At 52.7% G+C, this 12,735-nt stretch carries 8 protein-coding genes and 1 tRNA gene; 5 read left to right on the forward strand and 4 right to left on the reverse strand.

Annotated elements, in window-relative coordinates:
* Positions 1-16 precede the first annotated feature (16 nt).
* Together K8R57_09660 and cimA are read left to right on the forward strand one after the other, a co-directional pair.
* Positions 17-1,114 (forward strand): TIGR00730 family Rossman fold protein, encoded by a 1,098-nt coding sequence (locus tag K8R57_09660; GenBank protein ID MCE9588566.1) that lies wholly within the window; start codon positions 17-19, stop codon positions 1,112-1,114.
* A gap of 34 nt (positions 1,115-1,148) precedes the next feature.
* Entirely contained in the window at positions 1,149-2,714 is a 1,566-nt protein-coding gene (gene cimA, locus K8R57_09665) for a citramalate synthase (protein ID MCE9588567.1), read from the forward strand.
* Positions 2,715-3,070: 356 nt separating this feature from the next.
* On the opposite strand, the gene K8R57_09670 is transcribed toward cimA, so the two are convergent.
* The gene (locus K8R57_09670; protein ID MCE9588568.1) at positions 3,071-3,727 is read right to left on the reverse strand and encodes a M23 family metallopeptidase; all 657 of its coding nucleotides are present in this window, start codon (positions 3,725-3,727) and stop codon (positions 3,071-3,073) included.
* Positions 3,728-4,053: 326 nt separating this feature from the next.
* Between K8R57_09670 and carA the strand changes: the two genes are divergently transcribed.
* Positions 4,054-5,193 (forward strand): glutamine-hydrolyzing carbamoyl-phosphate synthase small subunit, encoded by a 1,140-nt coding sequence (carA, locus tag K8R57_09675; GenBank protein MCE9588569.1) that lies wholly within the window; start codon positions 4,054-4,056, stop codon positions 5,191-5,193.
* Between the two features lie 120 nt (positions 5,194-5,313).
* On the opposite strand, the gene K8R57_09680 is transcribed toward carA, so the two are convergent.
* Positions 5,314-5,925, reverse strand: a complete 612-nt coding sequence (locus K8R57_09680) for an HNH endonuclease (GenBank protein ID MCE9588570.1) — start codon at positions 5,923-5,925, stop codon at positions 5,314-5,316.
* A gap of 179 nt (positions 5,926-6,104) precedes the next feature.
* Here K8R57_09680 and K8R57_09685 point away from each other — a divergent pair, with 179 nt between their 5' ends.
* A complete protein-coding gene (locus K8R57_09685; protein MCE9588571.1) occupies positions 6,105-9,953 on the forward strand; it encodes a tetratricopeptide repeat protein in 3,849 nt (1,282 codons plus the stop codon).
* Between the two features lie 303 nt (positions 9,954-10,256).
* On the opposite strand, the gene K8R57_09690 is transcribed toward K8R57_09685, so the two are convergent.
* On the reverse strand, positions 10,257-11,540 hold the full coding sequence (locus K8R57_09690; GenBank protein ID MCE9588572.1) for an alkaline phosphatase: 1,284 nt from the start codon (positions 11,538-11,540) through the stop codon (positions 10,257-10,259).
* Between the two features lie 141 nt (positions 11,541-11,681).
* Between K8R57_09690 and K8R57_09695 the strand changes: the two genes are divergently transcribed.
* A tRNA-Gln gene (locus K8R57_09695) sits at positions 11,682-11,752 on the forward strand.
* 437 nt (positions 11,753-12,189) lie between these two features.
* On the opposite strand, the gene K8R57_09700 is transcribed toward K8R57_09695, so the two are convergent.
* Entirely contained in the window at positions 12,190-12,639 is a 450-nt protein-coding gene (locus tag K8R57_09700) for a L,D-transpeptidase (protein ID MCE9588573.1), read from the reverse strand.
* Positions 12,640-12,735 lie beyond the last annotated feature (96 nt).

The following is a 12,735-nucleotide window of genomic DNA, read 5'->3' on the forward strand; positions in this document are numbered from 1 at the left end:
CTCACCCTCATTTATAATGCCATCCTCCAAGGAAATTTCACTTAACGATCCCGCGACCAAAGAAACCATCCGCAAACTTGTCACGGGTATCGCGAGTGGACGCCGTGCGGATCTTCTGAGCGACATGATGGAGACGGTGATCAAGTATGGCCTTGATGATGCCTCGATCGGGGATCTCAAGCTGGTCAGTCGCTCCATGCGAGAGATGCGCTATGCGGCCTCGGTATTTCAGGAATACAATACAGTCCGCAAGGTAGCGGTCTTCGGCTCCGCCCGAACCAAGTCTGATGAAGCTGACTTCCAGTTGGCTCGTGAGTTTTCACGCCGGATCGTCGAGGAGAACTTCATGATCATCACTGGCGGTGGCGATGGTATCATGGGTGCTGCACAGCAAGGAGCCGGCGCAGAAAAGAGCTTTGGCCTGAATATCAGGCTTCCCTTTGAGCAGAGTGCCAACCAAGTGATCCTAGGAGATCCCAAACTGATTAACTTCAACTATTTCTTCGCCCGAAAGCTCAGCTTTGTGAAGGAGACCAGCGCCTTTGTCCTTTTCCCCGGTGGTTTCGGGACGCTCGACGAGGGCTTCGAGGTGCTGACGCTCCTGCAGACGGGGAAGACCTCCATCGTCCCGATCATCTTGATGGACAGGCCTAATGGCTTTTACTGGGAGACCTGGCGGCGCTTTATGGATAACGACATCCTCGAACTTGGGCTCATCTCCCGTTCCGATTTCCATCTCTTCACGATCACGCATGATGTCGATCGCGCAGTGAATGAGATCAAGCACTTCTACAAGGTGTTCCATTCCTATCGCTGGGTCCGTGACGAAATGGTGATCAGGATCAATAAAAAGCTCACGCCGGCAGCATTGGAAAACCTTAACCAGCAGTTCGATCATCTCCTCATTTCGGGCCATATCGTCCAGCGGGATGCTCTTCCCGAGGAGGCCGATGACCGCGATTCGATCCATCTTCCTCGTCTTGTGCTGATTCCTCACAAGAGGGAATTTGGAATGCTTCGTCTCCTAATCAACGCGATCAACAACTCCCAAGTGATCGAGACCCCTCACGATGAAGCTCTCCGTGCTCCGGGAATTCCTAGCGCCCAGGATTGAAGAATCATTCTTTCGAGGATAGAATGCGGTTTCAATGACGACGAAGGCCAAGGTTTTTCTCTACGACACCACACTGCGTGACGGCACCCAGGGTGAGGGGATCTCTTTCAGCCTGCTGGATAAGATCCGGATTGCCGAGAAGCTTGCCGGTTTTGGCATGGATTACATCGAGGGTGGATGGCCCGGTTCGAATCCCAAGGATCTCGCATTCTTTGCGGAGGCTCGGAAACATGATTTCGGGAAGACAAAGATCGCCGCCTTCGGCAGCACCCGTCGTGCAGGGATCAAGGCTTCAGAGGATAACCAATTAGCCCAGTTACTGGAGGCGGAAACACCCGTGGTCACCATCTTCGGGAAGAGCTGGAAACTTCAGGTGGATAAGGTGCTGGGGGTTCCCCATGAGGAGAACCTCGCGATGATCAGCGATAGCGTGTCCTACCTGAAGTCGTGCGGACGTGAGGTCTTCTACGATGCCGAACATTTCTTCGATGGTTACAAGGATGACGCGGAGTTTGCCTTGAGAACGCTTGCCGCTGCTGCCGAAGCGGGAGCCGATATGCTCGTCCTCTGCGACACCAACGGGGGCACGATGCCAGAGGAGATCTCAGCAATTACCGGCGCAGTGGAATCTCGTTTCCCGGGGAAGGTGGGCATCCATACTCATAACGATTGCGGGATGGGTGCTGCTAATGCACTTGCTGCAGTCCATGCCGGTGCGATCCAGATCCAGGGGACGATGAACGGCTACGGCGAGCGCACAGGTAACTGCAACCTCACGACCGTGATCCCATGTCTCCAGCTCAAGATAGGCATACCTGTCGTTCCTGATCTCACGAGACTGAGAGAGGTGTCTCTCTTTGTGGACGAGTTGGCAAACTGCCAGCCTGATGTGCGGGCTCCTTTCGTTGGCAACACAGCCTTCGCTCACAAGGGGGGGATGCATGTGAATGCGGTGGCCAAGACAGCGGCAGCCTATGAGCACATCGAGCCTTCTGCTGTAGGCAATCATCAGAACATTCTGGTCTCCGAGCTTTCAGGTCGGAGTAATATCCTTCTCAAGGCTGAGGAGCTAGGCCTAGAACTTACCAAGAGCGACCCTGCCGTGCTCCGGGTGCTGGAGAGGATCAAGGCCTTGGAATCCGAAGGGTTTGAATTTGAAGCGGCTGATGCCTCACTCGATTTGCTTATCCGGAAGGAACTTGGGCTTCATACCCCACTCTTCGAGCTGCAGGGATATCATTGTAGCTTCCGCCGTAACGCTGCTGGGTCATCCACAACCTGCGAGGCCACCATCACAATCCTGAACAATGGCCATTCGCTTGTAATGACAGCCGAAGGAGATGGGCCCGTGAATGCCCTGGATGCCGCCCTCCGCAAGGCCCTGCTGCAGCTTCATCCTTGGATCGCCGGGATCAGACTTTCCGATTACAAGGTCCGCATCGTCGATGGAGGAAGAGGGACTGCCGCGCGAACCCGCGTTCACATTCTCTCAAGCGAGGGAGTCGATTCTTGGGGAACCGTCGGAGTCTCGGATAACATCATCGAGGCGAGTTGGATGGCGCTGGTTGACTCCCTTGAATACCGCGCCTCAAAGCGTTAAGGAATTCTTAAGGATTTCGGTGCATTGCATGGTCATTGCTCACTTGCCGTAGGTTGAAGCTACGACTGCGCTGCCATTCCTGTCACTGCATCCCGAACTTCTTAGAGCATCTTGCGTTTAGTCTGTCGTTCTTTGGGCGATCATCTTGACCGTCGATAAATAACAGGACTCGCGCAAAGGCGCAAAGGCGCGGAGGAAAAGACAAAGGATTGGGTCCGGAGAAGATTGTCACCGATGTCTTCAAAGATACGTTGCCATGAGTCATAAAAACTCTGCGTCTTTGCGTCTTTGCGCGAGATTTCTTCCCTTTTACATGCGTCAAATAAAACCGAAACCGCTCTAATGCTCGGGAAACTCTACTGACTGCTGTGGGAGTCGGAAGAACTGGAGGAGGACTTGTGGTGTTTGTGCTTTTTCTTCGAGTGATGGGAATGTGAGGCTTTGGAAGAGCTCTTTTTCTTCTGGGGATGAAAGAAGAAGCGATGAAAGGACCAAGGGTTTTCCGGAGTCGGCAGCAAGAAGTGGGCAGCCGGAGTCGGGACATGGCGTCCGCCACCGTGGAGCTTTCGATGCTCCATGATAAAATCCGTGGGGACCCAGTAGCTGAGAAGGTCGCGGGTGCCTCCCGCATGATTCACTCCGATTGAAAGATCCTTGTGCATCTCGAAGTGAAGGTGAGGAGGGTACATTCCGTGATTATTACCGATGGTGCCTATCTGCTGACCTCGTTTCACCTGCTCTCCCTCCTTCACCATCATCCTATCGAGATGACCATAGAGAGAATCGGCAAAATGCAACTGCCTGTTATCGATCCAGGCATGGCGGACGATGACAACGTTCCCCCAGTCGGCATGGATGTCCCGTGCCAGAACGACGAGGCCATTCCCGATGGAATGCACAGAATGCCCGAATGCTTGCCCTTTTCCTCCGGCGATGACCCAGTCCTCTCCAAGATGACCATGGGCACGGAATCCCCGTGATTTGCAAAATCCTGTTCCGTTGGGAGGCGCCACTGCCAAGTCGAACCCATCAGCCGTGACGGCTGATGCCTCAGGTAAAATATCAATCGAGGGGAAGGAGTGGAATAAGCGCGCAAAAAAACCCTGAGGGGCTATGGCGGAATCATCAGCCCGGCCTTGTGGTGACAGGAATGCAAAAACCAGTGCCGGAAGAAAGCAGGCAATGAATGGAGGTCGGCTCAACACGAAAGTTTTTATTCTAGAAAAGGAAGCGGTGACCGTGCAACCCCGCGGTTCGATTCCTTCATCATAGTAACTGGTAATCTGATTGCATGGACGCGCCACGCGTGATGAGATTAATAGGTTTCTCTTTTAATTACATGCCTGCATCATCCCATCCATCTCCCGCTATTCTGGCACTTGAAGACGGTCGCATCTTTCCTGGTTTTTCCATTGGTGCACCGGGAAACGCTATTGGTGAGATTTGTTTCAATACCTCCATGAGTGGCTACCAAGAGGTTCTTACTGATCCTTCCTACCGGGGACAGATCGTCACGATGACTTATCCCCTTATCGGCAACTACGGAACGGGCGTTGAAGATGGGGAGAGTTCAGTTCCTCAGGTGAGCGGATTTGTCATTGAGGAGCTTTCCAGAGTGGATAGCAGTTGGCGCTCTTCGGAAAATCTGCACTCCTATCTGCGCCGTCACGGAATTCCGGCGATTTGCGGAATCGATACCCGCTCACTGACCCGTCATCTTCGGACCCAAGGTGCCATGCGGGCCTGTCTCAGTACGGATGGATCAGATGCCGCTGCTGCCGTGGCTCGGGCTAAAGATGCACCTAAGCTTGAAGAACTCGATCTGGTGGGAGAGGTCTCCACTAAGGAAACCTACGAATGGGATCCCGAATGCAAGGAAAGCATCCAGTTCGGAATGACCCGACATTCAGGCGAGGGGAGGGAGCCTCTGGTTGTCCTCTACGACTTCGGTGTGAAGCGTAACATCCTGCGACTCCTTCGTTCTCAGGGCGTACGTGTGATGGTTGTCCCTTCCACGACTTCTGCTGAGGAAGCGCTTGCCCTGAACCCCGACGGCATCTTTCTCTCCAATGGCCCCGGTGACCCGGCTGTGCTCACTCAGGCCCACGAGACAGCCAGGCGCCTTGCCGAGGTAAAGCCCGTCTTCGGCATCTGTCTGGGCCACCAGATCCTCTCGCTGGCTTTCGGCGCGAGCACGTTCAAGCTCAAGTTCGGCCACCGTGGAGCGAATCAGCCAGTTCAGGATCTGAGGACAGGCCGTGTGATCATCACCTCGCAGAATCATGGCTATGCGGTTAAAGAGGAGGGGTTGCCTTCCGATCTGGAGATCACTCACCGGCATCTGAATGACGGAACGGTTGCGGGTATAAGGCACCGCACGAAAACTGTTATGGCCGTCCAGTTCCATCCCGAGGCATCCCCCGGGCCCCATGATTCCGCATCCTTCTTCGAGGAGTTTGTTCAGGTACTGAAGGGCTGATGCCTTAGGTGGATAGACTGAAGGCTGTTAGACTTTTAGGAAATGGATTGGAGGTAACTTTAGCGGCTGGGGTTTCACTAAAAACCATCAGTCTTTAGTCTAAAAGCCTTCCCCCACATCCTACTCACCCAGCTCTACATTCCAGTATGCTAGGTCGATGAAGTGGCTCCAGCTGTCATCAACGCCCCCTGCAAACGTGATGTTGACGAAGGGGCGCCATTTCGGCCTCTTCGGTTTCTTAAGGAGTTGCATCCGTGCCTCATGTGGGAGTCGATTCCCCTTGCGGGTATTGCAGGTAATGCACGAACAGACGACGTTCTCCCATGTTGTCTGCCCACCCCGGTCTCGGGGTAGCACGTGATCGATGTTCAGATTGTTACGCTCGAAGAGTTCACCGCAGTACTGGCAGGTATTCTTATCGCGCTCAAAGACGTTGAGTCGCGTGAATTTTACCTCCTTCTTAGGCAGTCGGTCAAAGAGGCAGAGGACGATAATGCGGGGAACTCGGATCTTGAGCGAGATTGTCTGCAGCATCCGGGGTTCCGGGTGGGAAAGTGAAAAGTGTCTCCAGCTGAGAAAATCATGGGTAAAAAAATTCTTCTCTCCGTCGGTTGCGACAACCTGAGCATGCCCTTGGTAGAGAAGGGTGAGAGCCCGGCGTGCGGAGCAGGTATTGATCGCCTGCCACAATCTGTTGAGTACAAGCACTGGTTGATCGAGTAGAGTATCCATGATCTTGTGTTTGGTAAGTCAAGAGCATGGAAGTCAGCAATCCTTGCTGTCAATGCCTCAGGCGCGACAATTTCGTGACATGTAGGAGGCACGGTAGCCCCGAATCCTTTTTCTGAAAAAAGGTAGGTTTGCTCTCCTCGCATGAAACAGGTATTTTCACCAACCCTTTCAGTACCGTTATGAATCGATTCCTTCTCTGCCTCTTTCTACTTCTCGGTGGTGCGGAGGTTCTGTTGGCGGCGGACTCTTCCGAACAGTTTCTCAATGCCTATCAGGCCTATCAGCAGGGCGAGAAATTGGAGAGGGACGGGAGTGCTTCCGAATCTTTGAAAAAGTACAGGTTTGCTCAGAGTCTTCTTATTGAAATCGAGAAGAACGATCCCTCCTGGCAGAAAGCCGTTGTCGAGTACCGCCTCAAGAAGACACAGGAAGGGCTTGAACGTCTTCAGGGAGCAGCAGGAAACTCCAATGATAGTTCCGTGAATCAGTCTCCGGCACAGCCTGAGGGGATCTCCCCGGAAGCAACCGGGGGAGCTCCGAGCATTTCGATCGTCCCTCCAGGAGCTAAATCCGCAAGCAATGAGGGACGCCCATCCTCAGGAGATTCGTCAACCGAAGTCCGTCGCCTCAAGCGAATGCTCGAAACACTCCGAGGGGAACTCAAGGAGGCTAGGGAGGCCATTTCCTCGGAAAAAAACCGAACCAAGGATCTCGAAAATATCAAGTGGGTCGAGGAACGTTCCAAATTAGAAAAGGAACTTCAGATTACGAAGAATCAGGTTGGTGCACTCAATGAGAAACTGCAAAAGCGCGATTCTTGGGAAAACGACCTGAAGTCCCTTCAAAAGAAACTGGATGATACTCTCGCTGACAAAGTTGCCTTCGAGGAGGAGTACCAGAATCGAGAAAAAAAGAAGGATGAGTCCAACGCGCTGCTCGTGAAGCAACTTGACGAGGCGCGTCAGAAACTTGTCCTCAGTTCATCCGCGGAGAAAAAGTCTCAGCAGCTCAGCGCCGACCTGGACAATGCAAGGCAAGAAGTCGCGGGCATAAAGGAGCAACTTAACCACGCTGTCCAGGCTACGAAGGATTACGAGGCCAAGAACGAGGGCCTTCGCAAGGAGATGGATTTCACCAAGGAGAAGCTGAACGTCGCCTTGAGGCAGGCGGACGAGCTTGCTCCGCTCCGGGGAAAGATCCAAAAACTTCAGGCCGATTCAGTCAAGGCCGAGGCAGATGCCAGAGCTTCCAAGGAGAAGGTGGCGGCTCTCGAAAACGACACTCTTAAGCTGCAAACAGATTCCAAGAACCGAGAGGCGTCTTTGAGGGCTGATTTTCAGGCTCTTGAGGAAGAGCGGAACAAACTCTCCGGAAAAGTTTCCCAATTGTCGGAAGCAACCCGTGATGCGGGTAAGGTCAAGGGATTGGAGTCTGATGCGGAGTCGTTGAAAAAAGCAGTGCTCGAGCTTCAGGAGAAAGCACTCCTTGCAGGACAGGAAATCACCAAGGCTCGCGCGGATGCCGATGCCTCTGCCAAGGAAGCCAAGGTAGCCGAAGGGAAACTAGCCGCAAATATAGCAATCGCATTAGCGGACCGGGCAGTTCTTGAGGAGGAGAGGCAGAGACTCACAGCTAAGCTCGAAGATTTCGTTCGTAAAAACGAAGAGCTTGGAAAGGTAGCAGCAACAGCTGCACCGCTCACCAAGGAGATCGAGAATCTCACTACGAAACTCGCCTCGAACAATGAGGCTCTCACGACGACAAAAAACAAGTTGGCCCAAACGGAAAGGAATGCGGAGCAGTCCAAAAAGGAAGCTGACTCGTCGTTGAAGGATCTTACGGCGCTCAGAGAAGCCTCTGCGAAGAGTGCCGCTGCTGCCGAAGCTGAAAAGGCCGCTCTCGAGGAGGAGAGGCGGAGACTCACAGCTAAGCTCGAAGATGCCGTTCGTAAAAACGAAGAGCTTGGAAAGGTAGCTGCAACAGCTGCGCCGCTCACCAAGGAAATCGAGGATCTCACTACGAAACTCGCCTCGAACAATGAGGCTCTCACGACGACAAAAAACAAGTTGGCCCAAACGGAAAGGAATGCGGAGCAGTCCAAAAAGGAAGCTGACTCGTCATTGAAGGATCTCACTGCGGGCAGAGAAGCCTCTGTGAAGAGTGCCGCTGCTGCCGAAGCAGACAAGGCTGCTCTTGAGGAGGAGAGGCGGAGACTCACAGCTAAGCTCGAAGATGCCTCGAAAAGGAATGAGGAGTTGAAGAAGGTTGCTGACTCATCAGTCCCCCTTGCCAGGGAGATCGAGAATCTCAAGTTACGTTTGCTCGAGAACAGCAAAGCCTCGGATCAAGCCAAGTCAAATAACGATCTGGCATTGCAAGCCGCCAGCGATTCAAAATCGGAACTTCAGAGACGGCTGGACGCGGCAACGGGACTTAAGCAGATTCTTGAAAAGCAGAATCTCTCACTTCAGGAGCAGCTCAAGTCCGTCATGGTTCAGATGGGCTCACTTGTCGATCGTGGACAAGATTCAGGCGCTCTTCGGGGACAGATCGAGAAACTGCAGCGGCAGATGGATTCTAGTGTTGCCGACTCCACCAAATCTCAGCAACAGCTTGTCGAACTATCAAAAGCACGCCCCGAGCAGGAAAAGCTTATTCAGCAGAAAGAGATCGACCTAGCCGCCGCTAAACAAGATGCCGAAAAACTCCGGAATGAACTTTCTCAAGCCAATCAGAGAAATGCGGATCTCCAGCGACATGCCGACGAGGGCGATGATCATCTCAAGAAACTCCAGGATCAGTTGGCATCTCTTTCAACAACGATGCCCGGTCAGGAGAAGCAGCTTTCCGAGGCCAAAGACGAGGCCGGGAAGCTCCAATCCGAGCTTGCCGACGTAAAGACTAAACTATCCCTTCTTCAGAAAAAAAACGCCTCGGGGGGCGATCAACTCAAGGATCTCAAGGACCGCCTTGAGGAGAAAGAAGCACAACTTGCCCGATACAAGAAAAAGAAGAGTAAGTCGGAAGGCGATGGCAATCTCGTGAAGGAAAACGATCTCCTGCGTGGAATTATCATGAGGCAGGTTAAGGAAGAGGCACGGCGTGCTCAGGCGCGGCGTCTCCTCGAGGATGAAATGAAACGTCTGAATGTGCAGTCTCAGTCTTTAAGTGATCAGGTTGTTTTGCTTTCCACTCCCTCAGCCGAACTAACCCCGCAGGAGCGATCCCTCTTCAAGCAGGGACAGCTTGTGGTGGCCGAGTCGGCTGATGGTAAAATCCAGGAATCCATCTCCGCCCGGAAGATTAATGACTCAGGGAGTGACGCTGAGATGACGAATCAGCAAACGAACCCCTCTATCGAAAGCGTTGCTGCAAAAGGAGACACCAAGACGTCGGAGGGCAGCTCAATCCAAACGATAAACGGAATCTCTGCCAACTCATCTACGAATCCGGCAACTCAAGAAATCCCTTGGGAAGGAAAGCTCAAGGCATGCCTAGCCAAGGCCAAGGATGAATTTGACAGGCAGGATTACCTCCAATCCGAAAACACTTTCCAGGAAGCCTTGAAAATTTCCCCGGATGATTATTTTGCTCTTTCGAATATCGGCGTTGTGGAATTCCAATTGGGTAAAATGACCGAGGCCGAGGAGTTTCTGAAGAGGGCCTCGACCAAGGTGACCGATAGTTCCTTTGCGCTTACCACCCTGGGTATTGTGCATTATCGTCAACAGAGGTTGGACGATGCTGAAAAGGTCCTCAAGAAGGCTGTCGCGATCAATCAGCAGGACTTCACGGCGCATAATTACTTGGGAATCGTCCTTGCAGCATCGGGTAAGGGAAAGGCCGGAGAAGAAGAGATCATGAAGGCTATCGAGATCAATCCTCAGTATGCTGACGCTCATTTCAACCTGGCTGTCATCTACGCTACCGGCAAACCCCCAGCCAAGATGATGGCCAAGAAGCATTATGCGAAGGCGATCGAGCTCGGTGCGCCCCCCGATCCCTCGCTGGAACGGCTAGTTCAGTAGATCTTGATCAACGAGTTTTTTGTTTACTCTTAAGCATTTGACCAAAGAGAGAAAATCTCGCGCAGAGACGCAGAGGATAAACTCAAAGGCATTTGGATCAGATTGGAGTACCACACCATGCATTATCCGAATGCAGAGACTTATTCTTATCGTAAAACCTTCCTATCGCACGATGCCTGCTAGTTTAAGATCTTTTGTCTCCAGACTAAAAACCTCAGCGTCTCTGCGCCTCCGCGGGAGTCTTTTTATTTTCCGAGAAAAATGGGCGTTCCTTTTAATGTGATAAATTAACAAGTCAACACTCTAAAGTGCTTGATGGATGATCCGGTGGATCTCCGTTAGATCGATGAATCCGTGAAGTTTTTCGGATCCCGGACCCGATCCTAAGGAGAGAACGTCTCCTGCCGTTCCTACTGAAGAGGGAAGCCTGAAGGCAGAGGGTTGAGTCAGGATGCCTGGCGATAGTCCGTTTGTTTTGCTAGCGTGGGCAGTAGAAGGAGAAGTTGAAGTGGATTGTTCGGGAGCGAAGCCGGGTCCCGTGGACCAGCAGATGGAAGGGTAGCCCTCGTTATTCATTGCCAGGATCGAAATGCCCTTGTCTCGAAGAAAGGGGTATCCGTTCAATGCCATGCCACCGATATTCTCGCGGCCCGTGACAATCACAAGAGCCTTCTCCCCTGCATAGCGTCGTGCTGTGGCGATGGCTCGATCGAATGTAAGCATACGCCCGAACATAGACTCCGCATCGTTGGATAAAGCCGCAGCACCGATCATCGGGTCGTCGATGACAAGAAGGTATCCCTTGCTGTTGGATTGAAGATTCCTGATAGCGATGCGCACGAGGTCGGAGAGGGAAGGGGACTCCTGATTCCCCTCTCCGAATCCACTCTGTGAGAGTGCCGTGAGCGGAAGGATTCCTAGTGTCGGGATTTTTTTCCAGAAGGGCTGGTTTTCCAGATCTGTAACCGATCGAATGATGCTGACCGCTCCCGCTTCGGATGGCTTGGCTTCTGGATTCTTCGCATCCTTCCGGGAAGTATGTGTATTCATGGCAGCTAGTATTTCACTACCTCCGCCTCCCGCGACAAAGTCGAAGGGTTGATGCGCTGAGAATTGGGAAAGAAGAGCATTTGTGTCTCCGGCATTAAGCGTTTTGGAGTAATAAGCGGCGGAAGTCGGTCCCGTAAGCGTTCCGGTGCTGAGTAGTCCGGTCGCGCGGCCCTGAGCTGCCGCTTCTTCCAGCAGGCTGGGAAGTATCGCTCCCGTTGCATCCATGCACAGGGCGCCCCTGTTGACCTTCCTACCCGCTGCGATCGCGGTTGAGGCAGAGGCGGCATCCGGAACGGAATAGTCGTTTGCCGCGTTGCGGGATATCGCCGTGTTGGGGAAATCCTCAATCTGAAGTCTGGCATCACCCCCACCGGAAAAGAGTCTGGCAGCCGCCAGATTCGAGGGGGAGATATTGTCCGCAACAAAGAGGATGATGGCAAAAGGCTTGCGATTCGTCGTTGTGAGAAAGAGGGCCGCTCCGATGGAGAGGAAAAAAATCAGGCAAACCAGGGCGATCAGCCTATTGCGAAGTTTCATGCTCATAGTGTCTTCCTATGAATGAACTAGAGTAGAAGCCTGTTGAGAAGGCTATTTGCCTTTCGACTCATCCAACATCTTGCGGAAGCTCTGGATTTCTCGTTGCCGTTCGATCTCCCCGGAGATTAAATACGTATCGATTGCCCTGTGGTGTAACGGTAACACAGTGCCCTTTGGAGGCATTATTCATGGTTCGAATCCATGCGGGGCAGCTTCTTTATTTATGGGGTTCTAGCGGGTAGTGTCAGCAGGATTGCAACTACAACCTTGGAGGCTCAATTTTTCTCTCCTTTAGGGGCCTTTGCAGTCGTTTTGTGGATGCAAAAAAATTACTCAAAAAAAAGCCGGACCGAAAGATCGGCCCGGCTTTTTAAATGAGATTGGATCATCCGAAAACCGGATAACCTCCCCCTGCTACAATTACTTGCTCTTGCCCACGGTGGCGGGAGCAGGTGCCTGCTTCTGCGCACAGGCGCCGAGTGTGAGAGTAGCTGCCGCGAGTGCGACGACTGCTGCGATCTTGGTGATGGTCATGATAAATTTCGCCTCCTTTCTAAGCTGGTTGCTAAAATGTGATTTTAAGGTCTCAGGGCGATCCAACAAAGCAAATTCCCCAGGAATTTTTTTTCGCCTTCATCCGCGGCTGTTATCAGGGCTGGATGTGGACCTCCGTGCCGGTCGCTACCTGGTCGTACAGGTCGATCATCTCTTGGTTCCTCAGCCGGATGCAGCCATGGCTTGCAGGTGTTCCTATCAGGTCTTCCTGATTGGTGCCATGGATATAGATGTAGCGTTCTTTCGTGTTCTCGTTCTCCTCATCCAGTCCCTCCAGCCAGAGAATGCGGGTCAGCACATGATCTTCTTCTCCGCCTGGAGTTGCGATCTCGCCTGTTGGGACGCGTCCTTTGAAGACCATCCAGGAAGGAATATGGTCGCCAATCTTTTCACAGATTCTGAAGCGCCCCATGGGAGTACGGAAGCTTCCCACCTCGGTTCCCAGTCCGAACCGGGAACTGGAAATGGGATAAGACGCGGCAAGTTGCTCGCCGCTGCGGAGTTCGAGAACCTGCCGTTTGATCTCAATGACAATGGATTTCATCGGTTCGGGCTCCACGGGTGATTTGGATATCATGGCTTCCTTTTTTTTCTGGATGCTTGCAGAGAGGGCCGGCTGAAGGCAATTTTTACCTCACAT

The organism is Verrucomicrobiota bacterium (assembly GCA_021413925.1).
GTDB lineage: Bacteria > Verrucomicrobiota > Verrucomicrobiia > Chthoniobacterales > UBA6821 > UBA6821.